The 24,674-nt window shown below is 64.2% G+C and carries 19 protein-coding genes and 2 pseudogenes; 10 read left to right on the top strand and 11 right to left on the bottom strand.

Going from position 1 to position 24,674, the window contains the following annotated elements; genetic code table 11:
* Positions 1-7: 7 nt before the first annotated feature.
* A complete protein-coding gene (locus OKW40_RS34125) occupies positions 8-1,906 on the bottom strand; it encodes an ATP-dependent metallopeptidase FtsH/Yme1/Tma family protein (protein ID WP_187614289.1) in 1,899 nt (632 codons plus the stop codon).
* 598 nt (positions 1,907-2,504) lie between these two features.
* Between OKW40_RS34125 and OKW40_RS34120 the strand changes: the two genes are divergently transcribed.
* Positions 2,505-3,353, top strand: a complete 849-nt coding sequence (locus tag OKW40_RS34120; protein WP_429403569.1) for a shikimate dehydrogenase family protein — start codon at positions 2,505-2,507, stop codon at positions 3,351-3,353.
* Between the two features lie 128 nt (positions 3,354-3,481).
* Positions 3,482-4,105, top strand: coding sequence for an ABC transporter ATP-binding protein (locus OKW40_RS34115; RefSeq protein WP_184060463.1), 624 nt, complete (start codon positions 3,482-3,484; stop codon positions 4,103-4,105).
* A gap of 27 nt (positions 4,106-4,132) precedes the next feature.
* Here OKW40_RS34115 and OKW40_RS34110 read toward each other — a convergent pair whose 3' ends face one another.
* Entirely contained in the window at positions 4,133-5,140 is a 1,008-nt protein-coding gene (locus tag OKW40_RS34110; RefSeq protein ID WP_429493510.1) for a zinc-dependent alcohol dehydrogenase family protein, read from the bottom strand.
* A gap of 128 nt (positions 5,141-5,268) precedes the next feature.
* Positions 5,269-5,583 (bottom strand): antibiotic biosynthesis monooxygenase family protein, encoded by a 315-nt coding sequence (locus OKW40_RS34105; protein ID WP_184053794.1) that lies wholly within the window; start codon positions 5,581-5,583, stop codon positions 5,269-5,271.
* A gap of 190 nt (positions 5,584-5,773) precedes the next feature.
* Between OKW40_RS34105 and copM the strand changes: the two genes are divergently transcribed.
* Positions 5,774-6,169 carry a CopM family metallochaperone gene (gene copM, locus OKW40_RS34100; RefSeq protein WP_429493509.1) on the top strand — a complete coding sequence of 132 codons (396 nt, stop codon included), beginning with the start codon at positions 5,774-5,776 and terminating at the stop codon, positions 6,167-6,169.
* 13 nt (positions 6,170-6,182) lie between these two features.
* On the opposite strand, the gene OKW40_RS34095 is transcribed toward copM, so the two are convergent.
* From OKW40_RS34095 to prpC, 4 genes and pseudogenes are all read right to left on the bottom strand, one after another.
* Positions 6,183-7,424 carry an MFS transporter gene (locus OKW40_RS34095; RefSeq protein ID WP_429493508.1) on the bottom strand — a complete coding sequence of 414 codons (1,242 nt, stop codon included), beginning with the start codon at positions 7,422-7,424 and terminating at the stop codon, positions 6,183-6,185.
* 218 nt (positions 7,425-7,642) lie between these two features.
* Positions 7,643-8,832: pseudogene (prpF, locus tag OKW40_RS34090) on the bottom strand (2-methylaconitate cis-trans isomerase PrpF).
* A 106-nt stretch (positions 8,833-8,938) separates the two neighbouring features.
* Complete coding sequence (gene acnD / locus OKW40_RS34085; RefSeq protein ID WP_429493507.1) at positions 8,939-11,536, bottom strand: Fe/S-dependent 2-methylisocitrate dehydratase AcnD; 2,598 nt, start codon at positions 11,534-11,536, stop codon at positions 8,939-8,941.
* A 112-nt stretch (positions 11,537-11,648) separates the two neighbouring features.
* Positions 11,649-12,818 (bottom strand): bifunctional 2-methylcitrate synthase/citrate synthase, encoded by a 1,170-nt coding sequence (gene prpC / locus OKW40_RS34080; protein ID WP_090809234.1) that lies wholly within the window; start codon positions 12,816-12,818, stop codon positions 11,649-11,651.
* 237 nt (positions 12,819-13,055) lie between these two features.
* Here prpC and prpR point away from each other — a divergent pair, with 237 nt between their 5' ends.
* Both prpR and OKW40_RS34070 read left to right on the top strand, forming a co-directional pair.
* Positions 13,056-15,014 carry a propionate catabolism operon regulatory protein PrpR gene (prpR, locus tag OKW40_RS34075; protein ID WP_429493506.1) on the top strand — a complete coding sequence of 653 codons (1,959 nt, stop codon included), beginning with the start codon at positions 13,056-13,058 and terminating at the stop codon, positions 15,012-15,014.
* 54 nt (positions 15,015-15,068) lie between these two features.
* Complete coding sequence (locus OKW40_RS34070; protein WP_429493505.1) at positions 15,069-15,401, top strand: hypothetical protein; 333 nt, start codon at positions 15,069-15,071, stop codon at positions 15,399-15,401.
* Positions 15,402-15,459: 58 nt separating this feature from the next.
* On the opposite strand, the gene OKW40_RS34065 is transcribed toward OKW40_RS34070, so the two are convergent.
* Positions 15,460-15,735 (bottom strand): hypothetical protein, encoded by a 276-nt coding sequence (locus OKW40_RS34065; protein WP_090809227.1) that lies wholly within the window; start codon positions 15,733-15,735, stop codon positions 15,460-15,462.
* Positions 15,735-16,487 carry a hypothetical protein gene (locus OKW40_RS34060; protein ID WP_429493504.1) on the bottom strand — a complete coding sequence of 251 codons (753 nt, stop codon included), beginning with the start codon at positions 16,485-16,487 and terminating at the stop codon, positions 15,735-15,737. Before OKW40_RS34060 ends, OKW40_RS34065 begins: the two co-directional genes overlap by 1 nt.
* Before the next feature lie 139 nt (positions 16,488-16,626).
* Between OKW40_RS34060 and OKW40_RS34055 the strand changes: the two are divergent.
* Positions 16,627-17,397: pseudogene (locus tag OKW40_RS34055) on the top strand (isocitrate/isopropylmalate dehydrogenase family protein); the annotation flags it as partial.
* A gap of 96 nt (positions 17,398-17,493) precedes the next feature.
* On the opposite strand, the gene OKW40_RS34050 reads toward OKW40_RS34055, so the two are convergent.
* The gene (locus tag OKW40_RS34050) at positions 17,494-19,116 is read right to left on the bottom strand and encodes a hypothetical protein (RefSeq protein WP_429493503.1); all 1,623 of its coding nucleotides are present in this window, start codon (positions 19,114-19,116) and stop codon (positions 17,494-17,496) included.
* Positions 19,113-20,048 carry a glycosyltransferase family 2 protein gene (locus OKW40_RS34045; RefSeq protein ID WP_184060446.1) on the bottom strand — a complete coding sequence of 312 codons (936 nt, stop codon included), beginning with the start codon at positions 20,046-20,048 and terminating at the stop codon, positions 19,113-19,115. Before OKW40_RS34045 ends, OKW40_RS34050 begins: the two co-directional genes overlap by 4 nt.
* A gap of 367 nt (positions 20,049-20,415) precedes the next feature.
* Here OKW40_RS34045 and OKW40_RS34040 point away from each other — a divergent pair, with 367 nt between their 5' ends.
* The 4 genes from OKW40_RS34040 to OKW40_RS34025 all read left to right on the top strand — a co-directional run bounded on the left by OKW40_RS34040 (position 20,416) and on the right by OKW40_RS34025 (position 24,430).
* Entirely contained in the window at positions 20,416-21,111 is a 696-nt protein-coding gene (locus OKW40_RS34040; protein ID WP_429493502.1) for a class I SAM-dependent methyltransferase, read from the top strand.
* Positions 21,112-21,124: 13 nt separating this feature from the next.
* Positions 21,125-21,532: a GtrA family protein gene (locus OKW40_RS34035; RefSeq protein ID WP_184039660.1), complete on the top strand. Its 408-nt coding sequence runs from the start codon at positions 21,125-21,127 to the stop codon at positions 21,530-21,532.
* A 168-nt stretch (positions 21,533-21,700) separates the two neighbouring features.
* Positions 21,701-22,687 (top strand): M14 family metallopeptidase, encoded by a 987-nt coding sequence (locus OKW40_RS34030; RefSeq protein ID WP_429493501.1) that lies wholly within the window; start codon positions 21,701-21,703, stop codon positions 22,685-22,687.
* Positions 22,688-23,071: 384 nt separating this feature from the next.
* Complete coding sequence (locus OKW40_RS34025) at positions 23,072-24,430, top strand: MFS transporter (RefSeq protein ID WP_429493500.1); 1,359 nt, start codon at positions 23,072-23,074, stop codon at positions 24,428-24,430.
* Positions 24,431-24,674: the final 244 nt, after the last annotated feature.

Raw genomic sequence — 24,674 nt, 5'->3', positions numbered from 1 at the left:
AGGCCCGTCAAGCCGCCGCAGGCTCGTGCACGATCTTCAGCGTGCTCTTGTGCTCGGCGATGAACCGATAAACGGTGTCCCCGGGTACGGTCTCGTGCTCGAGCAACTGGTCCGAAATGTCGCGCAGTACCGGCTCGTACGCGTGCAGTAGCCCGTAGCAAAGTTCGTTGAGCTCCTTGAGCAGCACGTTCGCATGCTCGATTGCGCTCTTCATTTGCAGGCCCGCATACTGCGACGGCAGCGCCGCGAGACTGAACAGATCGCCGTCGCTGTTGAAGCCGAACTTCGACACCATGTCGAGGCTGATACGCGAGGCCTCCTGCAAGTCCGACGCGGCGCCGCTCGATGCTTCGGAAAACATCAGAATCTCCGCGTTGCGTCCGCCGAGCAGCACCTGGATCTCGTTGCGGATTTCCGTTTCGCGGTACAGGTGCTTGTCCTGCGCCTTCGTGATCAGCGCGACGCCAAGCGCGCCGCCACGCGGCAGAATCGTCACTTCCTCGAGCACGCCGGTGCCAAGCAGCGCCGCGACCAGACCATGACCCGCCTCATGCACCGCGATGCGCCTGCGCTCGTCCTCGGTGAGTGCGCGCTCGGCGCCGCTCACGTCGCCGATGCGCGCGATCTTGATCGCTTCCATGAAGTGCTTCGCGGCGATTTCGTTATCGCCCGCCTTGCGCGCGATCAGCCCCGCCTGATTCACGACCATCGCGACGGTGGCCGGCGACAGTCCAGTCGTCAAACGCGCGAGCTGGTCGTAGTCGATATCCGCCGCCTTCGATTTCAGCCGCTGCGCGTAGAAACGGAAAATCTTGGCGCGGTCTTCGCGATCCGGCAGACGCACCTGCACCGTGCGATCGAAACGGCCGGGACGGCGCAATGCTTCGTCCAGATTGTCGGGATGGTTGGTCGCGGCCACGACGATCACGCCCTCGTTCGACTCGAAGCCGTCCATCTCCGCGAGCAGCTGGTTGATGATCCGGTTGCTTTCGGCCTCGACCGGACCACCGCCGGTGTCGGTTCGTTTCGCGAGACCGTCCGCTTCGTCGATGAAGATGACCGTCGGCGCGTTCTTGCGCGCGAGTTCGAACAGGTGCCGCACCTTCTGGATACCGACACCGTAGTACTTCGCGCTGAAATAGCTGCCCGTGATCGAAATGAAGTTCGCACCGCATTCGCCGGCCAGCGCCTGAGCGAGCCGCGTCTTGCCGACGCCGGGCGCGCCGACCATCAGGATGCCGCACGGCGCGCGCACGCCCAGCGACGAGAACTGCTTCGGATCGGACAGGTAACCGCGAATGTCGGCGAGCGCGGCCTTCGCTTCGTTCGCGCCGATCACGTCGTCGAAACGCAGCGTCGGCGTTTCGCTGAGCAGCTTCGCGCCGCCCTTCATCTCGCGTCGCATGAACCACGCCATGCCGCCGATCAGCACGAGCGGCAGCAGCACGCTCAGCGCGTCGCGGAACTGGTCGAACAGCTGGGTCCAGCGTGCGCCGTCGCTGTGGATGTCGACGTCGGGCAGCCACACGAGCTGATACGCGGCGGCGTCGGAGCGCTCGCCCAGCAGCAGCGCGTGCGAGAAGGTTGCGTTGTGATCGGTGACGAAGTACTTCGAGCCGTCACGCAGCGACACCAGAATCGCGTTGGGACTCACGCCGATCGCCGCGACGTTGGTGTCGTGAATGTCGCGCAGCATCGTCGACGCATCCTTCTCCGCATGCGTCCACGCGGATGCATCGTGACGCATCTGGCTCGCAATGCCGCTCAGCGCCGGCGCCTGCGGCTCGGCGCGATGCTGGATATACCAGACGCCCCAACCGACCAACACCGCGATCAGCACCGCCACAGCCGCCACCGCAATTTTGCGTGCGCGCTTTTTCCCAAGCGAATTATTTCCCGGCTTCATGAGTCATTTCCAAAATGCGGACTTGAACAAGCCCTTACTTAATCAAGCTTTCTGTCAAACTTACCTGTCAAAATCGGAAGGCGGAGTCTGCGGAAAATCGGCTGGGGGCGAAGCGCCACACGGCGAGGCTCAAAGGACAATTCAGAAGGACGACGATCTGTGCGTCCCGGTGAGCCGCGTTAGCCGAAGGTAGTATGCCGGCGGTACGCGTCTGTCAAAGCCGCGGAAAGGGCCTATTTGTACCATCTATCCGGCCATCGACACGCCGGAAGGGGACGCGGCAAGCGTGCGTAGGGCGTCGCCGCCTTGGCTCCGCGCACAGTTTATCAGCGTAAAAAGCAGCGCGTGTTTTTAATGTCTATATCTAACCGCACCCCAATTAAAATCAGTCACAATTACTGACAAAGCGTAATTAACGGACCTAAATGAAAATAGGCCACGATTAAGTCAGGATTTTGGAATCAGCTGGCAGGATGAGCGACGGCTCTCTACGGACCCGTTCGCGTCATCGACACTTTCTCTCAGGTTCTGCTTTTTGGGCGCCGGCGCCGAGCGGCATCGACGGTTCTTTCCTATGCTGCACTCAGGAGATGCGACCATGCAGCGGGCTGAAACCCCTTCCTTCGCGGCGTCGCTCGACGCGGGTCTGAGCGGCGCGACGCGCGTGTATTTCATCGTCGGCGATCCGATTGCGCAGGTGCGCTCGCCGTCCGGCGTGACCGCCGCGTTGCGTTCGGCCGGCCGCGATGCGCTGGTGGTGCCCGCGCACGTCGCGCCAGCCGATCTGCCGGCTTTTTTCGCGGGCATCGCGCCGATGCGCAACGTCGACGGCGTGATCATCACGGTGCCGCACAAATTCACCGCGGCGAGCTATTGCGCGACGCTCGCCGAAGAAGCCGCGTTCCTTGGCGCGGTCAACACGCTGCGCCGCAACGCCGATGGCGGCTGGCATGGCGGTATGTTCGACGGCACCGGCTTCGTTGCGGCGCTCGTCGCGGCGGGCTGCGAACTACAGGGCAAGCGCGCGCTGCTGGTCGGCGCGGGCGGCGCGGGCTCGGCGATCGGCCATGCGCTGATTCAGCGCGGCGTCGGCTCGCTCGACGTGCGCGACAACGACGTCGAACGCACCGGCTCGCTGACCGCACGGCTCAATGCGCTCGGCCGAGGCACGGCGCGCGGTGCGGCGGCCGACCTCGACCCGAGTCCGTATGACGTGGTCGTCAACGCGTCGCCGCTCGGCATGCGCGCGGGCGATTCGTTGCCGATCGACGTCGCGCGCTTGCCGGCCACGACTTTTGTCGGCGATGTCGTGACGAAACCGCCACTTACGCCGCTGATCGAAGCGGCACGCGCGCGCGGTTGCCCGACCGTGACGGGCACGCAGATGTTCGAACGCGTGTGTGATCGGATGGTGGAGTTCTTTCTGGACACGCCGACGTCTACGTAACGGCGCGAAGGAACCAGGCGCGCGCTGCTACACTGGCGCGAAATTGCCGTGGCGCAGGTCCCGCACGGCATGCACGAGGCGTGGCGCAATCCTGCGCCGCGTTCACATCGCCCTCTGCGCGCCAACCCATGCTTCGATTCGACAACCTCAGCAAGCGCTATAGCGACCGCGTCCTGTTCGAAGGACTGCACTTCGACGCGACGTCCGGCTGCGTCGCGTTGAACGATGAATCCGGCAGCGGCAAATCGACGTTGCTCGCCATCCTCGCCGGCGCGCTCGAACCCGACACCGGCGACGTATGGCTCGGCGGTCATTCGCTGCGCGCCGCGCCGCATGCCGCGCAAGCGCTGCTCACGTATGTGCCGGAAGACAGCATGAGCTGGCCCGATCAGACCGGCCGCGATTATCTGCGGCAGGTTGCGGCGGCGCGGCACACCGCTCTGACCGACGACGTGCTCGCGCTCGCCGAACGCTTCGGCCTCGCGCCGCATCTGGACAAACGTTTCGAGCAGATGTCGTATGGCAGCCGCAAAAAGGTGTTTCTGACGGCGGCCGCGCTCGGCGAAACCCGCGTGCTGATCGCCGACGAACCGGCCGGCGGACTCGACGCGTCAGCGCGCGCGGTGCTCGCCGAGCTGTTCAGAACGCTCGGCACGACGCGCACGCTGTTTTTCACGAGTTACGACGAAGGGTTCACGCAGGCCTGCGAGGCGACGGGTGTCTGTTTCGCGGACCTCGCGAGGGGCATTTGAGCTAGGGCCGGGCGCGAGCGTTGAATCTCAGATCGCCACACAAATCTTGCCGAAGTGTGCACCCGATGCCTCGTGCCGGAACGCGTCGGCGAGCTTGTCCAGCGCGAACGTGCTGTCGATCACCGGCTTGATGCCCGTGGTCTCGAGCGCGCGCACCATGTCGATCTGATCCTGCCGGCTGCCGACGATCAGCCCTTGCAGACGCTGTTGCCGCGCCATCAGATGCGCGGTCGGCACCGGACCCGCGCGGCCGGTCAGCACGCCGATCAGCGCGATGTGCCCGCCGATGCGGCATGCGGTGATCGACTGCGGCAGCGTGCCGGGACCACCCACCTCGATCACGTGATCGACGCCGCGCCCGTTGGTGATGTGACGCACTTCTTTGCCCCATTCGGGATTGTCGCGATAGTTGATCGTATGGTCGGCACCCAGTTCGCGCAGCTTCGCGAGCTTCGCATTCGACGACGACGTCGCGATCACCGACGCCCCCATCGCCCTCGCCATCTGCAAGCCGAAGATCGACACGCCGCCGGTGCCGAGCACGAGCACGCTGCTGCCTGCCTTCAACTGACCATCGACGACCAGCGCGCGCCACGCGGTCAGCCCCGCCGTGGTCAGCGTCGCCGCTTCGGCGTGGCTGTAGCCGGCCGGCGCGTGCGTGAAGTAGTGGCTCGGCAGCACGACGACTTCGCGCGCGTAGCCGTCGACGCCGTCGCCGGGGGTGGTCGCAAAATCGCCGATCGCGGGCGAACCGTTTTCCCAGTGTGGGAAGAAGCAGGACACGACGTGATCGCCGGCCTTGAATTCGCGCACGCCTGCGCCGACCGCTTCGACGACGCCCGCGCCATCGGCCATCGGGATGCGGCCCGCTTCGGCCGGCAGATTGCCGCTGACGACGCCGTAGTCGTGGTAGTTCAACGAACTAGCGCGAATGCGCACGCGAATCTGCCCGGCCTCGGGCTGACCGGGATCGGCGAGATCGACGACTTGCAGGCTATCGACTGTGGCGGGAGAACCGATTCTGACGGCTTTCATGTTTTCGATCCTTGGTGAGTGGTGCGCTGCCGTGAGCAGTTCGATGTCCACGCGCGATGCGCGTCGGATGTGCATGCGCCATGCCCACGCGAATGCGAACCGGCATGCAGGCGCCGCGCGAGACCGCGTTATTTGACGGTCTGGATGACTTCGAAGCCTTCGAATTCCGGGTGGCCGAGATACAGCACGCGGCTTTCGTTACCGGCACTGCGATGCGCGGCACGAAACGCGTCGGACTTCGTCCATGTCTCGAACGATCCATAGTCGCGCCAGATCGTATGGCTCGAATAGAGGACGTGATCGTCCTTGCGCGGTCCCTTCAGCAAATGAAATTCGACGAAGCCCGGCACCTCTTTCAGATGGGTGTCGCGCGTGGTCCACAGATGTTCGAAGGCGTCCTCGGAGCCGGGCGCCACCTTGAAGCGGTTCATCGCGATGTACATGCTGTCAGCCTCGTTGAGTGAGTGATGCTGCCAATGATGCTGGCTTGGTCATCCAGTCGCGTTTCATTATAGGCGTGCGTTGCTTTGCCTCCGCTTGACCTTACCACGGTAGGAAGATCCACGATGTCCGACGTGACCGTTAGAATCGCGCGGATCACGTCGCCACACTCTTCAACAACGGAAAACCAATATGAAAAACCTTCGCGCGTTGCGCGCTCTCTGTGTGTTCGGCGGTTTGGCATTCGCGGCGGCGGCTCTGCCCGCTCACGCGCAACATCAGGGCATGCCCGGCATGGACATGCCGGATTCGGCGCATACCGACGCGGGCGCATCGACGCAAGCCTTCAAGGCCGCCGACGAGCGCATGATGCATGAGATGAGCGCCCCCGAGTACACCGGCGACGCCGACCGGGATTTCGTCGCGCACATGATCCCGCATCACCAGGGCGCGATCGAGATGGCGCAGGCGGAGTTGAAATACGGCAAGGACCCGGAGATCAAGCGGCTCGCGCGCAACATCATCAAGGCGCAGCATGACGAGATCGCGTTCATGCGGCGCTGGCAGGAAAAGCGCGGCGGCAAGTAACGCAGCGCGAACATCACCAGCGTGGCTGCTTGCGCAACAGCGGCGTCATCGCGATCAGACCGATGATCGGCCCAGGCAGCAGCAGCCATGCGACGCGCACGTCGAGCGCGTGAAATACGCTGGTCGACCACAGGATCGAACAGGCGGACAGGAAAAAGCCGAAGCTGTTCTGCAGCGTCAGCGCGCCGCCGATCTTGTCGGCGGGACAGGCCTTCACGGACAGCGCCGAAAACTGCGGCGAATCGGCGATCACGCTGATGCCCCACACGAGTAGTAACCCGAGCTGCGCGGCGGTGCCGAGCCCCGTGGTCAGCGGATAAATCGCGCACAGCGTGCCCGATATCGTCAGCGCGAGAGCGGCGGTACGCGCGCTGCCGACCACCTGGCTGAGCCTGCCGCCGAACAGGCAGCCGAGCGCACCGATCGCGATGATCAGGAACGACCACAACGCGACGGTGCCCGGCTTCGCCGGCGCCCCGCTCGCGAACGCACGCTGCACGAGCAGCGGCGTCAGCGTCCAGAACGCGTACAACTCCCACATGTGACCGAAATAGCCGAGCGCGGCCGAGCGAAACTCGCTGATGCGCACGACCTGCCCGACGCCCGCCGACAAACCGAAGCGTCGGCTGCCCGAGCGCCGCGCGTGCGGCCCTTCGCCGAGCACGAACACCAGCAGCGCGCCGATCACCGCGAGTCCCGACGAAGTGAGCACCACGGTTTGCCACGGCACGCTCGACAGCAACGCACGAATCGCATGCACCGACGCCGTGCCGAGCGTCAGCATCGCAACGAGCAACGCGAGCGTCTGCGCGGCGCGGCGCGGGTCCCACGTAACGAGCAGCTTCATGCCGAGCGGATAGATGCCGGCAAGCGCGACGCCCACGCCGAAGCGAAACACGAGCGCCGACGCGAGCCCGCTGCTGCACAGCGCGAACAGCGCATTCAAGGTCGCGCCGAGCACGCCGCAGACGGCGAACACCTTGCTCGCCGACACGCGATCCGCGAGTCCGGTGGTCGCCGACAGCAAGGTCCCGACGATAAAGCCAGCCTGCACCGCATTCGTCAGCCAGCCGATACCGGACGCGCTCAGATGCCAGGCGATCTGCAGATCGCGCATCGCGCCGTTCGCGCTGAACCACAACGATGTACCGAGCAATTGCGCAATCGCGATCACGAGCACCGCGCGTCTCGCGCGCGCGATGTCGTGCGCCGCGTCGCCGGAATTCGTTGCGTCGGCGTCCAGCCTTTTCTGCATCGTGGCTCCTCTGCGTCGGGACTGAGTCGGCCGCTGGGGAGTGGTTATGGGAGCGCGGCCGGAGCGGCCATTGTAGACGACGCGAAGGTTTGCATCGGCCGCGTTGCGCAATGCGTCCGGTTCGACCGCGAGCACCGTATGCCCCCATCGCCGCGAGCGCGGCGGCCTGCTCTACGTAGCCTTCCGTGCCGCTGACGTTGGCCGACATCGGCGCCGTCTCAGCCCTGCTGCGGCACCCTGACCCACCCCTCCATCAACACGCGCGCGCGCTGCGGCTCATGATCGCCTTCGTGACGACCCACTCGCCGTCCTGCAGACTCGCCTGCGCGCCGACGCGCAACGTGCCCGACGGATGCCCGAAGCGCACCGACTCACGCTCGCCGCCGCCCGCCGCCTGATTGACGAGCGTGCCCGCGATCGCCGCCGCGGTGCCGATCGCGACCGCCGCCGTGCCCATCATCGCGTGATGCAGCTTGCCCATCGACATCGCGCGCACCAACAGGTCGACGTCGCCCGCGCGCACCGGCTTGCCGCTCGACGCCACGTAATCGACCGGCTTCGCGACGAATGCGACCTTCGGCGTGTGCTGCCGCGTTGCGATCTCGTCGAGATGCTTGATGAGCCCCATGCGCAGCGCACCGTGGGCGCGAATCGTTTCGAACATCGCGAGCGCCTTCGCGTCGCTGTTGATCGCGTCCTGCAACTCGGTGCCCTTGTAGCCGATTGTCTCGGCGTCGACGAAGATCGTCGGGATGCCCGCGTTGATCATCGTCGCCTTCAAGGTGCCGACGCCCGGCACTTCCAGGTCGTCGACGAGGTTGCCGGTCGGGAACATCGCGCCGCCCGCGCCTTCTTCGTCGGCGGCGGGGTCCATGAATTCGAGCGGCACCTCGGCGGCCGGAAAGGTCACGCCGTCGAGCTCGAAGTCGCCGGTTTCCTGCACCGCGCCATCGCTCATCGGCACGTGCGCGATGATCGTCTTGCCGATATTGGCCTGCCAGATGCGCACGATCGCGACGCCGTCACGCGGCACGCGGCTCGCTTCGACGAGGCCCGCGCTGATCGCGAACGGTCCCACCGCGGCCGACAGGTTGCCGCAATTGCCGCTCCAGTCGACGAACGCCTTGTCGATCGACACCTGCCCGAACAGATAGTCGACGTCGTGACCGGGCCGGCTGCTGCGCGAAATGATCACGGTCTTGCTGGTGCTCGACGTCGCGCCGCCCATGCCGTCGATCTGCTTGCTGTACGGATCGGGACTGCCGATCACGCGCATCAGCAGCGCGTCGCGCGCGGCGCCCGGTCGCTGCGCGGCCTCGGGCAGATCCTGCAGACGGAAAAACACGCCCTTGCTGGTGCCGCCGCGCATATAGGTGGCCGGAATCTTGATCTGGGGAAGGTGGGCCATGAAGGTGTCCTGAGGTGACATGTTCTTTGATGAAGGGCGATGCGGCTCGTCAAGCCGCATCGCCCTGGTCTGTTGCGACGTTCACTGCAAAACGCGCGTCTACCCGTCAAGCCGCCGCTCTGGTCGACTCGAGAAAGTCCTGCGCGAAACGCTGCAGCACGCCACCGGCTTCGTAGATCGACCCCTCTTCGGCCGTATCGAGCCGGCACGTCACCGGCACTTCGACGCGCTCGCCGTTGCGGCGATGAATCACCAGCGTCAGATCGGCGCGCGGCTTGCGCTCGCCGATCACATCGAACGTCTCGGTGCCGTCGATGCCGAGCGTCAGGCGATTGACGCCGGGCTTGAATTCGAGCGGCAACACGCCCATGCCGACGAGGTTCGTGCGGTGAATCCGCTCGAAGCCTTCCGCGACGATCGCTTCGGTGCCGGCCAGCCGCACGCCCTTCGCGGCCCAGTCGCGCGACGACCCCTGGCCATAGTCGGCGCCCGCGATCACGATCAGCGGCTGCTTGCGCTCCATATACGTTTCGATCGCTTCCCACATGCGCGTGACCTTGCCTTCGGGCTCGATACGCGCGAGCGAACCGGCCTTCACCTGGCCATTCTCCAGCACCATCTCGTTCTTCAGCGTCGGGTTCGCGAAGGTCGCGCGCTGCGCGGTCAAGTGATCGCCGCGGTGCGTCGCGTACGAATTGAAGTCCTCTTCGGGCAGGCCCATTTTCGTCAGGTATTCGCCGGCCGCGCTGTCGGGCAGAATCGCGTTCGACGGCGACAGGTGGTCCGTCGTGATGTTGTCGCCGAGCACGGCCAACGCTCGCATGCCCTTCAGCGTGCGCTCGCCGGCGAGCGCGCCTTCCCAGTACGGCGGACGGCGAATATAGGTGCTTTCTTCGCGCCAGTCGTACAGCGGGTCGGCCTTCGCGCCGGTGTCGGGGGAGACCGCGAACATCGGTTCATACACTTTGCGGAATTGCTCGGGCTTCACGCTCGCGGCGACGATCGCATCGATCTCCGCATCCGACGGCCACAGATCTTTCAGCGTGACCGCACGACCGTCCGCATCGACGCCGAGCACGTCCTTCTCGATGTCGAAGCGGATCGTGCCCGCGATCGCATAGGCGACGACCAGCGGCGGCGACGCGAGAAAAGCTTGCTTCGCGTAGGGGTGGATCCGGCCGTCGAAGTTGCGGTTGCCCGACAGCACGGCGGTCGCATACAGATCGCGCTCGATCACTTCCTTCTGGATCACCGGGTCCAACGCGCCGGACATGCCGTTGCACGACGTGCACGCATACGCGACCACGCCGAAGCCGAGCTGTTCGAGTTCAGGCAAGAGCCCTGCCTCTTCCAGATACAGCGTGACCGCCTTCGAGCCCGGCGCGAGCGAGCTCTTGACCCACGGCTTGCGCACGAGTCCACGCCGGTTCGCGTTGCGTGCGACCAGGCCCGCCGCGATCATGTTGCGCGGATTGTTCGTGTTGGTGCAGCTCGTGATCGCGGCGATGATCACCGCGCCGTCCGGCATCAGACCGGGCTCGTTCTCGACCTTGCCGCTGACGCCGCGCGCGGCCAGCTCCGACACCGGCAAGCGGCGATGCGGATTCGACGGCCCCGCGAGCGTGCGCACCACGCTCGACAGATCGAACTCGAGCACGCGCTCGTATTCGGCGTGCTTCAGCGTATCGGCCCACAAGCCGGTTTGCTCCGCATACGTTTCCACGAGTTTGACGAGTTCGTCGTCGCGGCCGGTCAGCTTCAGATAGCGGATCGTCTGCTCGTCGATGTAGAACATCGCGGCGGTCGCGCCGAACTCGGGCGCCATGTTCGCGATCGTCGCGCGATCGCCCAAGGTCAAATTCGCCGCGCCCTCGCCGTAAAACTCGAGGTACGCGCCGACCACCTTCTCTTTGCGCAAGAACTCGGTCAACGACAGAACCACGTCGGTCGCGGTAATGCCCTCGCCCGGCTTGCCGCTCAGCTCCACGCCGACGATATCGGGCAGCCGCATGTACGACGCGCGGCCGAGCATCACGCTCTCCGCTTCGAGGCCGCCGACGCCGATCGCGATCACGCCGAGCGCATCGACCATCGGCGTATGCGAGTCGGTGCCGACCAGCGTGTCGGGAAACGCGACACCGTCCTTCACCTGCACGACCGGGCTCATGCGTTCGAGGTTGATCTGATGCAGGATGCCGTTGCCCGGCGGAATCACGTCGACGTTGCGGAACGCGCGCTTGGTCCAGTTGATGAAATCGAAGCGGTCTTCGTTGCGGCGATCTTCGATCGCGCGATTCTTCGCGAACGCATCCGGATCGGAACCGCCGCACTCAACGGCCAGCGAGTGATCGACGACCAGTTGCGTCGGCACCACCGGATTCACGAGCGCCGGATCGCCGCCTTGCGCGGCGATCGCATCGCGCAGACCCGCCAGATCGACGAGCGCGGTCTGGCCGAGAATGTCGTGGCACACGACGCGCGCCGGGAACCACGGAAAATCGAGCTCGCGCTTGCGTTCGATGATCTGTTTCAGCGAAGCGGTCAGCGTCACCGGATCGCAGCGGCGCACCAGGTTTTCGGCGAGCACGCGCGACGTGTACGGCAGCTTGTCGTAGGCGCCGGATTTGATTGCGTCGACCGCGGCACGCGTATCGAAGAAGTCGAGCTTGGTGCCCGGAAGGCGTTTGCGGTTGGCAGTATTCATGGCGTAGGGACAGGACGGTTATCGGCCGCCGGACAGGATGCCGGCGGCGTCCGGCGGCGCTTCTCGCGCGCGGCCGGTTGGACAGTGCAGGCAGTTTAGCTCGCTGCGCGCGTCAAACGCGCTTCGCCAGCGGCACGAACGGCAGATCGTCCGGACCGGTGTAATTCGCGCTCGGACGGATGATCTTGTTGTCGACGCGCTGCTCGATGATGTGCGCGCTCCATCCTGCCGTACGCGAGATCACGAACAGCGGCGTGAACATCGCGGTCGGCACGCCCATCATGTGATACGACACCGCGCTGAACCAGTCGAGGTTCGGGAACATCTTCTTCGCGTCCCACATCACCGATTCGAGCCGTTCGGCGATCGAGAACAGCTTCGTGTTGCCCGCTTCCTTCGACAGCTTCTTCGCGACTTCCTTGATGATCTTGTTGCGCGGGTCCGAGATCGTGTAGACCGGATGGCCAAAGCCGATCACGACTTCCTTGTTCTCGACGCGGCGGCGGATGTCGGCTTCGGCTTCGTCAGGCGTCTGGTAGCGCGACTGGATTTCGAACGCGGCTTCATTGGCGCCGCCGTGTTTCGGGCCGCGCAGCGCGCCGATCGCGCCGGTGACCGCCGAGTACATGTCCGAGCCCGTGCCCGCGATCACGCGGCCGGTGAACGTCGACGCGTTGAACTCGTGCTCCGCGTACAGGTTCAGCGAGACGTGCATCGCATCGACCCACGCCTTCGACGGCTCGACGCCATGCAGCAGATGCAGGAAATGGCCGCCGATCGAATCGTCGTCGGTTTCGACCTCGATGCGCTTGCCGTTGTGCGAGTAGTGATACCAGTACAGCAGCATCGAGCCGAGCGAGGCCATCAGTTTGTCGGCGATATCGCGCGCGCCGGGCAGGTTGTGATCGTCTTTCTCGGGCAGCACGGTGCCGAGCACCGACACGCCGGTGCGCATCACGTCCATCGGATGCGCGGCGGCCGGAATCCATTCGAGCGCGGCTTTTACGTTGGCCGGCAGGCCGCGCATCGACTTCAGCTTCGTCTTGTACGCGGTCAGTTCGGCCTGGGTCGGTAGCTTGCCGTGGACCAGCAGATAAGCGATCTCCTCGAATTCGCACGCCTCGGCGATGTCGAGAATGTCATAGCCGCGATAGTGCAAATCGTTGCCGGTCTTGCCGACCGTGCACAGCGCGGTATTACCCGCGGTGACGCCCGACAGCGCGACGGATTTTTTCGGTTTGAAAGCGCCTGCGTTCGGCGTACTGTTGTCTGCTTCGCTCATCGATTGTCTCCAGAAAGGGTTGGAATTTGGCCATTGCTTCGACTGGGCTGCCTTGTACGCAAGGAACGGGCCAGCCCCCTCACCGCCAGCTAAGTACCTGATTTGGCGGCAGTCCGGCGAAGCGATGACGCGACCCCGTCCGACGCTCGATTTCATTAATGAAACTCCGGATTTCAAATCGGCAATGAATGCTCGCATAATGGAGGTCCCGAACCGTCCCGTTGCGAGCCGTCCGCCTTGAGCACGCCTCTTTATGAACCGCCGCAGCGTCCGCGCGTCTGGGCGCTCAGCATTAGCCGCCTGCGCGATCTGTTCTTCGACATCGCCGGCGAATACGTGGAACGCGCGGATGTTCGCATCGTGTCGCACGCCTTCGAAGACGCGGTGCGCGAAATCGAGGCCGCGGGCGCCGCGCGGCCCGACGTCGTGCTCGCGGGCGGCTCGAACGGCGCGTATCTGAAGACGCGCGTGTCGGTGCCGGTCGTGCGGATCAGTCCGACCGGCTACGACGTCATGCATGCGCTCGCCCGCGCGCGTCGGGAAGGCGCGCGCGTCGCGCTCGTCACGCACGGCGACACGCCCGACGAAGTGCGGCGGTTCGCCGCCGCGTACGCGCTCGATGTCACGTTCGCGTCGTATCAGTCGGCGCAGGACGCGGAGTGCGTCGTGCTCGATCTCAGCGATCGTGGCATCGACGTCGTGGTCGGCCCAGGCATGGTCACCGATCTCGCTGCGAACGCCGGCATGGGCGCGGTGTTTCTGTACTCGCGCGCGTCGGTGCGGGCCGGCTTCGACACCGCGCTCGAAGTCGCGCAGGCGACGCGCCGCGAAACCGTGCGACGTCAGCGGCTCGACACGCTGCTGCAGCACCTGCGCGACGGCGTGGTCGCGCTCGATGCGCAAGGCCGCGTCGAACTGATGAACCAGCGGCTCGCGAGTGTGCTCGGTATCGATGCGGCAAAGGCCGTCGGCCGCGCGCTGCTCGAACTCGCGCCCGACCTCGCGGGCAGTCTGCCGGACGCGGAGGGCGACAGCTTCTGCACGGTGCGCGGCGCCAGCTATGTCGTGCATCGCGGGCCGCTCGCAAGCAGCGGCGCGGCGCCGGGCACCGTGCTGACGTTTCAGGAATCGCGCGCGGTCGAACGGCTCGATCGGACGCTGCGCGCGCGTCAACGCGTGCAGCAGTTCACCGCGCGCTATCGGCTCGACGATATCGTCGGCGCGTCGGAATCGATCGAACGGGTGCGCGCGCTCGTCGTGCGTTATGCGAGGTCGGACGCGACCGTGCTGATTCTCGGCGAAAGCGGCACCGGCAAGGAAATGGTCGCGCAGAGCATGCATCAACTGAGCGCGCGACGCGACTTCGCTTTCGTCGCGATCAATTGCGGCGCGTTTCCGGAGGCGCTGCTCGAAAGCGAACTGTTCGGCTACGAGGAAGGCGCGTTCACCGGCGCGCGCAAGGGCGGCAAGGCGGGGCTGATCGAGGTCGCGCATCGCGGCACGCTGTTTCTCGACGAGATCGGCGAGATGCCGTTGCCGTTGCAGAGCCGCCTGTTGCGCGTGTTGCAGGAGCGCGAGGTGGTGCGGCTCGGATCGACGGAGCCGATGCGCGTCGATATCCGCATCGTCGCGGCGACGCATCGCGCGCTGACCGACGCCGTCACAGAGGGCAGTTTCCGTGCCGATCTGTACTACCGGCTCAACATCCTCAGCATCGCGCTACCGCCGCTGCGCGAGCGGCCGAACGACCTGCTGCCGCTCGCCGCCGAACTGTTGCGCCAGGCGGCCGCGCGCGAGCCGAGACTGGCGGCGCGCGTGCCCGACGCGCCGACCGCCGCTCGCATGCTGGAGGGTTTGGGCGCGGCGTTGCGGCGCTATGCGTGGCCGGGCAATGTGCGCGAGTTGCAGAACGTGATCGAGCGGATCGCGGTCGAACTCGCCGATGGCGATGCGGACACGGATGCGAGTGCGGCGCTCGTCACGCGCGACATGCTGCGCGCGATCGCGCCGGAAGTCGTCGAGCCCATCGCGCGCGCGAAGCCGGCGGCGCTGACGCTGCGCGAGCGCAGCCGTCATGTCGAGGCCGATGAAATCCGCGCGGTGCTCGCGGTTCACGACGGTGATCGCGATGCGGCTTGCGCCGCGTTGGGCATCAGCAAGACGACGCTGTGGCGCAAGCTGAATGCGGGGCGGTAGAGAGGGTTACGGTTTCCCGGCGCGCGCAGGCTGTTGTCATAGAGCGACCTTAGCATGTCCACGTCGGCCGGTTGTTGCGCCCGCTCCGCGCTGGTCGGCTTCGTCTCGGGCGTGCCGGTCATTCACGACCTGGACACGCCCGGTTGCCACAGCGAGACCAATGCAGCCGGAGCAGACGTGGCGGCGGTACTCGCAAGGACGGGCTGGCAGCGGGCAGACGTGATCGTCTATCGCGACAGCACTGGGCAGTTCGACGGGCTGCTGGTGGACGACGACGACAGCTTTGCCGGCATTCTCCCACTCGGCGGCGCACGTTCGCTAGCGGACGCGCTCGCGCGACTTCCTGAAGCGCTCGCGGCCCTGCGCGGGCCGGACGCGCAACAGTAGGTTTGATAATTCCCGAATGCCCGTTGCACGCACAGCGCATAAGTGCGCGGGCGGCGAGCTACGTCTGTGAAGGCTTGTCGATCGGCTCTTGCGTAACCGACATGTACTGCTTGATGTCAGGCTGACCGAGCGCAATCACGTTGAGTATTGCGACGCCGAGCCTCCGCGCAAATTCGTCGTCGAGTTTGAAATCGTACTCATCGAGAAGGATCGGCATTTCGATTTTCCCGGCCAGCAACGGAGCAAGCCTGGTGGGGTCAACGGTTTGCACCGTGAGCCGTTGACGGTCCTCTGTATAGGTTAGAACCACGGAATACGGCGGATGAGTAGCCATCAATATCCTCTGCACTGTTGATAGTTCTGGAATGCCTGCGTTTTGCATAGCGCGATGCCGCGTGTACCGCCCATTGGGCCAGCCAGTGCGTTGCACAGGTCTATGTCCCGTTCGTACTGCGCGAAGCATTCGGCCTCGTGAAAATCGCTCACTCCGCGCGCCGCAATGTCCTGCACATCGTCACTCACGGCATCTGGCTGATAGTTGAACGCCTGAGCATTGCCGGGGTTCTGCGGCGCGCGCGGGCTGTTGCCATAGAGCGAACTTAGCATGTCCGCGTCGGCCGGTTGTTGCGCGCGTGCGGGCGCTGTCCGGGAAGCCTTTTCCCGCTGCTCCCGTATCGCCTGCACGCACTTGAGCATCTCGTCCCGCTCAGGGACGAAGATCAGGCTACCGTCCTTCACTTCGTTGTACAGGGCTTTGGCAACCTCTTCGTCTTTCATTCTGTACATATGAAAGCGGTTGTCACTCCGGCCGAGCATATCGCGTAACTCGTATGGCTGGTGCGACAGCAGCATGGATGGGCTATATCGCAGCCACGCTGCGCGCGCTTCCTCCATGCCCTGCACAATGTCGTCGTGTGACTCGCGCGGCACGCTCGCCGGCCATGCAAAATGGAACCACCGATCCACGTCAAACAGCCAGCGAGACCTGATGTGAAGGTTGAACGATCTGTAAAGGCTGACCGAGAACAGATGTCCGTGGCGCCTTTCACGGACCTCATGATAAGAACCCAGGGAAAGTGAAGTCATCGTGCCTCACAGTCAATAAAGGAGGCCCGATTGTGCATCAAGGTACCATCCCAAAAAACCCCTGGTTAAGCCTTGCAGGAGGGGCACGCCGCGCCTGGCACGGCATGAACGAATGCACCACGAATAAAATAACCACCACCATCTGCGGCCCGCACGGCTCTTTGCGGGCGTTCCCTCGCCGCTCGCGGGACGCAAGGCCGGCGACATCGACTTCTGGATCGTGCGCGAGAACACCGAGGGCGAGTATTCGTCAGTGGGCGGCGTGATGTTCGAAGGCACCGAGCGCGAGTTCGTGCTGCAGGAGTCGGTGTTTACGCGGCATGGCAGCGAGCACGTGCTGAAGTTCGCGTTCGATCTCGCGCAGCGCCGCGCGCGCAAGAAAATCACCGTCGCAACGAAGAGCAACGGCATCGCGATCAGCATGCCGTGGTGGGACAAATGCGCGGCCGGCATCGCCGCGCAGTATCCGGACGTGACGTGGGACAAGCAGCACATCGACATCCTGTGCGCGCGTTTCGTGCTGAACCCGGACCGTTTCGACGTCGTCGTGGCGACCAATCTGTTCGGCGACATCCTGTCCGATCTCGGCCCCGCGTGCACGGGCACGATCGGCCTCGCGCCGTCGGGCAACCTGAATCCGGACCGCAAGTTTCCGTCGCTGTTCGAGCCGGTGCACGGCTCGGCACCCGATATCGCCGGCAAGCACATCGCGAATCCGATCGCGATGATCTGGTCGGCCGCGATGATGCTCGACTTCCTCGGTCATTCGAGCGGCAAGGAGCGCGAAGCGCACGACGCGATCCTCAAGGCGATCGAGGCGACGCTGATCGAGGGTCCGCACACCGGCGACCTCGGCGGTAAAGCAAGCACGAGCGAAGTCGGCGAGGCGATCGCGGCAAAACTCGCCTGATATGAACGACGCGCCAGGCCCATCAAAGCGCGCTGCGAATGCCTGGCCGCCGATCGTTCCACATGAAGGGATGACGGCGCAACGCCGGATGCGCCGTTATCGACAGTTGCGCCGCTCGTAGAGCGACCATTCGCCCGCGTGCGTCACCAGGGCGACATCGCATTCGCTATTGGCGAAGAAATCTTTCGGCAACGGCCCCTCCTTGCGAACGAAGAAATAGCGGTACAGACGGCCATTGTCCTTATTCCATTCGAAACCCGCCGGATCGTGTTCGAGCGTCAGCGGGGCCATAGGCATCATGCCCGGCCTGAAGCGCGCGATCTGCGGCACGTAAGTCGCGAAGTTCGGATCGACGAAACCGTGTTTCTCCGCCTGATACCACAGCGACTGGTGCTCGTACGCGGCCGGGCTCCTGTACGCGGGACTCGCGCGATCGAATATCAGACTTAGCGCGCGTTGATCCGGTTCGGTCCGCGACAGCAGCGCGTCCAGCGGCGCGTTCTCGACGGCGAAACGATGCAGACGAACCGTCTGGTCCGCAAAGAAGATCCAGCATCCGGCGATGATCAACGCTTGTACGGCGACGCCGGGCAGCGCACCCCGGTTCGAACCGGACGACGCACGGCGAGCGCCGTTCGCCGACGTTTGCGGCGCGCAGAACATCAACGCATACGCGGGCAACAGAAACAGCGCGAAACGGTGATACAGGTACGCAGTCTTCAGCGCCGTGCCCGGCACGACGAACCACACGAACGCCACGGCGAGCATCGGCACGAGGACCGAGCGATCGGGATTGATCCTGTTGCGCCATAGCCACGGCGCGGCGAACATCAGCGCGACGAGCGGCAAATACACGGCCGCGCTTTTGTTCATGCCCCACACGTAGACGGGCAGCGAGAGCACCCGCTGCAAGTCGAAGCCCCATTTGAATACGTCTACGCCGGGCACCGTCTGCCCGAGCAGCGGATCGGTCGCGCGGCTCCACACCATATACGCGATGCACAGCACACCGAGCGGCACGAACGGCGCGAGCGCGAGGATCTTGCGGACGAACGTCTTCTGTTTGAACAGCACGAAGCCGACGCCTACCGCCATCGCAAGCAGAAACACGAGCCCGTGACAGAAGAACAGCGCCGTGCCCGCAACGAACATCCATACCCCCTTCCTGACGGAAGTCGCCTTCGCATAGTCGTGCGAGAGCCACATGAACAGAATGCCCAACGGGGTCGCGACCAGAAACGTATAGAAGCCCCACATGAAGGCGAAGCCGAAAAATCCCGGCACGAACAGCCAGTCGAGCCGTGGATCGCCGCCCAGATACCTGCGAAAGCCCACGCATGACGCCACGAACGCGAAATACGCGAGCATCAGCACGCAATTGAGCGCGGCGCCGATCGGCATCAGATACGTGAGCGGCAGCGCGAGGCCGTAGCCGACGAGATACGGCGTCAGCAGATTGAGCTGCACGAGGTTTTGCCACGGCGACGTATGCTCGAGCAGATCGCGCAGCAACATCACCTGTCCCGCGTGTTGCGGCAAGTCCACCAAGGGCGGACGCGGCGCGATCCAGAACAACGCTCCGCCATACAGCACGGTGACGATGAAAAGCACGCGCGGAAGAATGGTGGCGAGCCGGCCGGAGCGCGAAAACAGCGCGTCTGCGGACACCGCGTCGGCGCCCGGGGTCGCCGGCGCCGAACGATCGACGGGAAAATTCATAACGTTTGCTCAATGATGAAACGAGGACGCTGCTTGGTTTCGGCGTACGTCTTCGAGATGTAGCCGCCGATCACACCGAGGAAGAGCAACTGGATACCGCCGAGAAAGTACATTGGGATTACCGTCGAAGCCCAGCCGGGCACCGTGAGGTTGGTGAAGATGCGCGCATAGGCGGCCCATGCGCCGAAGCACAGCGAGCCGATCGCCAGCAATGCGCCGATGCGCGTACTCCATTGCAAGGGAACGGCGGAGAACGACGTGATGCCGTCCAGCGCGAGGACGATCATTTTGCTGAGCGGGTATTTGCTCTCGCCCGCAAAGCGCGCGGCGCGCTCGTATTCGACGATCGCAGTCTTGAACCCGAGCAGCGGAATGATGCCGCGCAGGAAAAGATTGACCTCCTGAAACTGACGCAACGCTTCCACTGTCTTGCGGCTCATCAGGCGAAAATCCGCGTGGCCCGGCAGGATATCGACGCCGAACGTCCGGAGCAACTTGTAGTAGTTGCGAGCGGTGAAGCGCTTGAAGAATGTGTCCGTCGTACGTTTGTGACGCACGCCGAAGACGATTTCCGCACCCGACTGATATTCCGCGAGCATGCGTGGAATGGCTTCGATATCGTCCTGAAGATCCGCGTCGAGGCTCACGAGTACATCGCCTTGAGCCGTCATCAGACCGGCGAGCAGCGCATTCTGATGACCGCGATTGCGCGAGAGTTTGATGCCGCCGCAGCGGGCATTCTGCGCGTGCAGCACTTCGATGATCGACCAGGTACGGTCGCGGGAACCATCGTCAATGAAAGTGATGCGGCTTTCGTTGCTCACCTCGCCGGCCTCGATCAATCGCTCCAGAAGTGCGAGCAGCCGCTTACTTGTCTCGGTGATAACCTCTTCTTCGTTGTAGCACGGTACGACGAGATTCATCGTCGTCATAGGCAACTCCCCATTCTGAAGCTGGCTCGACCCAGAGTCAGGCACAGAGTCCGGCGTTTAACCTAGTTGGACATTAGTACGCATCGCCGACCACAGGCAAGCATACGGACCTCTTTGTCCGAAATGTACTAAGGCATCGGAAAAAACGTCGAATTAGAGCCGCAACGGAATTACCACATCGGAATACGAACAACCACTTTTTACTGGCACTGGTCTGCATCAGCATGCCGATACGCGCAAGGCCATGCGATTGTTCGCGTGGTCCCGTATGATTGGGTCGTGGAGACAATGGAGAATGCATGAACCGTCACGCCAGATCGCTTTCCAATTGCCTTTGGAACGGATGTTCACGGAAAGGATGAATAGCATGGACAAGGCCGAGTTCGACAGCTTTGCTGACGAGTATCTTTCGCTGCACGCCCGTAACATCGCGGCATCGGGAGAAGGTCCGGAGTTTTTCGCCGAGTACAAGATCCGCGACATCGCCGAGGAGATGACGCGACGCGATGCGCTGCCCGCGCGCATGCTCGATTTCGGATCGGGCGTGGGCACGTCGATTCCATGGGTGAAGCGCTATTTGCCGGACGCACAGCTCACGTGCGCGGATGTATCGGAGCGTTCACTGGAAGTCGCGCACAGCCGCTTTCCCGATTCGTCGCGCTTCGTCCACTTCGACGGTCACACGCTGCCTTTCGAGCAGGGCGAATTCAATCTCGCCTATGCGATGTGCGTGTTCCATCATATCGATCACGCCGAGCATGTTCATTTGTTGGGCGAACTGAAACGCGTCGTGGGTCCGCGGGGCACGGTCGTCATCTTCGAGCATAATCCGCTGAACCCGCTGACCGTCAGGGCGGTCAACACCTGCGAGTTCGATGTGAACGCCAAACTGATCACCGCGCGCAACATGAAGCGGGCGTGCGTCGATGCGGGCTTTTCCGACGTTGTCGTGCGCTTCCGGATTTTCTTTCCTCACATGCTGGCCAAACTGCGTCCACTCGAAAAATATCTGACCCATGTTCCGCTCGGCGCCCAATATGCCGTCTACGCGAGCGCCGCATGAAGGCGGCCATTCGATGAACAGTCTACGCACGACAGCATCGCGTACCGAACCTCTTCGCCAGTTCATCAAGTATCTTCTGGTTGGCGGCCTCAATACGGTGATCTCGGCCGCCATCATCTTTATCGTGCAGGCGGCGGGCGCCATTCCTGTAGTTGCGAACATAGTCGGCTACGCGATGGGTGTGGGACTGAGCTTCGCGCTCAACAGCAGGTTCACGTTCAGGACGGAGGCCACGCGGCACACCGCCATCCGCTTTCTGATCGTCGTGCTGATCTCGTACCTGGCCAATCTCGCGACGATGGTTTCGGTGTTGCATCTCACGCACGCGCCCTATCTCGCGCAACTGTGCGGCATTCCCGTCTACGTGATCGTGGGCTTTCTCGGCAACCGGTATTGGGCGATGCGCGGGCGCGCGCGCTGAAGATGCGCCTCGCATCCGCACGTCATTGATATCCGTTCACGATTTTGTCGACGTGGCGGGATACGGTAAGCACATGTCTGAAGAACATTTACTATCTTTTGCGGAAGGCGCCAGGAATAACAACGTCTTACGAAAAGATTATCAATGCCATTCACCGAGGACGCCGCCATGAGCCGAGAAGCCTATCCGATCGAAGTCGAATTCCCCGATATCGCGCCGCACGAGCCATCGTCGTCGGGCATTGCATACGTCCACACGTTCGATTCGGGCGTGCCCGGCCCGCACGTGATGATCAACGCGCTCACGCACGGCAACGAAGTGTGCGGCGCGATCGTCGTCGACGAACTGCTGCGTCGCGCGTTGCGGCCGCGACGCGGACAGCTCACGCTGTCGTTCGCGAACGTCGCCGCGTACCGGCGCTTCGATCCGGCGAATCCGGACGCCGCGCGCTTCGTCGATCAGGACTTCAACCGCGTGTGGACGGCGGCGGTGCTCGACGACACGTCGCGCAGGTCGAGCGAACTGCAGCGCGCGCGTGCGATGCGCCCGGTGATCGATACGGTCGACGTGCTGCTCGACCTGCATTCGATGCACGAGCGGTGCAAGCCGCTGATCGTCGCGGGACCGCTGCAAAAAGGCATCGACCTCGCGGTGCGGCTCGGTACGCCCGCCGCGGTGATCTGCGACGAAGGGCATCCCGAAGGCCGCCGCATGCGCGACTACGAAGGGTTCGGCGATGCCGCGAGCCCGAAGAACGCGCTGCTGATCGAATGCGGCCAGCATTGGGAGCGCCGTGCGGTGGCGGCCGCGCGCGATACGACCGCGCGCTTCCTGCTGCTGGCCGGCGTGATCGACGAAGCGGATCTGCCGCCTGGATGGCTCGCGCCATTGCCGCCCGAGCAGAACATCGTGCGCGTGACACAGCCGGTCGTCGCGACCAGCATGGACTTCAGCTTCGCCGCGGCGTACACCGGCCTCGAAGTTTTCGCCGAGGCGGGCGCCGTGATCGGCTGGTCGAACGGCGAAGAGGTGCGCACCCCCTACGACAACTGCATGCTCGTGATGCCGTCGCTGCGGCAGTTACGCCCCGGTGTGACGGTGGTCCGGCTGGGGCGAATCGAGCGGACGGTGGCCAATCCCGGGGTGACGGCCTGACGGGCAGATGTCTCGACGCCGTTCGCCGGTTGCTTTGGCGCGTTGAGCTTGGCGCGCCTCGTCCTTTCTGCGGCCCGATTGCAGCGCGCCGCCTGCCACGCATCGGCGGGCACGTCCGCCACCGCGAAGCTCGGGTATTCCCCCGTTGACCGCATCGAATTCATTCCTTACAGTGGCGCGCGTTCGCATAGAGAATCACAGTTCTTTATTCGAACAAATTCCCTCGCCCGGCGCGATTCCGTCAAACCGATCCGTCCGGGATGATTCATTGCCGATGAACGGCCAGTTGGCCCGCCGCAGGCATCGTACGCCGTTGCCAGACGGCGTACAGTCTTAGAGAAGAATAGCTCGTCGTGTCGGGCCTTTCGCTGCCAGGAGACCATCATGAACCGCAGCCCCGCTGTGAACGTTCAAACCTTCATCAACGAGCATCCGTTTTCGCCGTTCCAGTGGCTGATCTTTTTCATGTGCTTCATCATCGTCCTGCTGGACGGTTTTGACACTGCCGCGATCGGCTTCATCGCGCCTTCACTGATCACCGAATGGGGTATCGACAAGCCCGCGCTCGCGCCAGTCCTGAGCGCCGCGCTGTTCGGCCTCGCGTGCGGCGCGCTCGGCTCGGGTCCGTTGTCCGACCGCCTCGGGCGTCGCTCGATGCTGGTCGGCTCGGTGCTGCTGTTCGGCGTCGCCTGCCTCGCGTCGGCGTTTTCGACCGGCATCGACCAACTGACCGTGCTGCGCTTCGTCACCGGCGTCGGCCTCGGCGCCGCGATGCCAAACGCGGTCACGATGATGGGCGAGTACTGCCCGGACAACCGCCGCGCCACCATGATCAACCTGATGTTCTGCGGCTTCCCGCTCGGCGCCGCGTTCGGCGGTTTCCTCGCCGCGTGGATGATTCCGCATCTGGGCTGGCGCAGTGTGCTGATCCTCGGCGGCGTCACGCCGCTGCTGCTGTTGCTGCTGGTGCTCGCGAAGATGCCGGAGTCGGTCCGCTACATGGTCGCGAATGACAAGCCGGCCGAGCGGATTCGCGCCGCTCTCGCGCGCATTTCCGGCGACGCGGTGCAGGCCGCCGGTTTCACGATGACCGAAACCGCGCCGCAAACCGGCGGCAAGGGTCTCGGCGTCGTGCTGTCGCGCTCGTACATCGTCGGTTCGGTGATGCTGTGGGTCGCGTACTTCATGGGCCTCGTGATCTTCTACGCATCGATCAACTGGATGCCGATCCTGCTGAAGGACGCCGGCCTCACGCCGCAACGCGCGACGCTGATCTCCGCGCTGTTCCCGCTCGGCGGCGTCGGCGCGGTACTGGCCGGCGTGCTGATGGACCGCTTCAACGCGAACCGCGTCATTGCGGTGTGCTATGCACTGACCGCCGTCAGTGTGTACTTCATCGGTCAGGCGGCCGGCAACGTCGGCGCGCTCGTGCTGATCGTGTTCATCGCCGGCGTGCTGATGAACACCGCGCAATCGTCGATGCCGGCGCTCGCCGCCGCGTTCTACCCGACCGTGGGCCGCGGCACGGGCGTCGCGTGGATGCTTGGCGTCGGCCGCTTCGGCGGCATTGCGGGTTCGTTCCTCGTAGCCGAGCTGGCGCGCCGCCACTTCTCGTTCGGCGGCATCTTCGCGACGATCGCGGTGGCGGGTCTGCTATCGTGCGTCGCGCTGCTGATCAAGCAGGCGGCACGGCCGCATGCGGCGGAAGCGGGTGCGTCGAAGACGGAGTCGTTCGGCCATTGAGCCTGCAATGAAATGTGCGCGCCAGCGGACCGGTGACGGTTCGATCGAGTGGTGACCCAGAAGCCGCCCTGCGAATCGCAGGGCGGCTTTTTGTTTCGCTGAACGGCTGGAATCTCTCGCTTACCTGAACGCGAGCAGTTGCTCGACACACAGCAGCACGGCAATCAGAACCATCGCCGCGCCAACCTGGCTAAAGGATCGGCCGCTGCCGCTGTGATGCATCGACGTCACACCCGTTCGCCTG

Origin of the sequence: Paraburkholderia sp. RAU6.4a, from assembly GCF_050435625.1 — a bacterium.
In the GTDB taxonomy this organism is placed as follows: Bacteria; Pseudomonadota; Gammaproteobacteria; order Burkholderiales; family Burkholderiaceae; genus Paraburkholderia; species Paraburkholderia tuberum.
The sequence above is the reverse complement of the archived record's forward strand: the minus strand, read 5'-3'. Positions and strand labels throughout refer to the sequence as shown.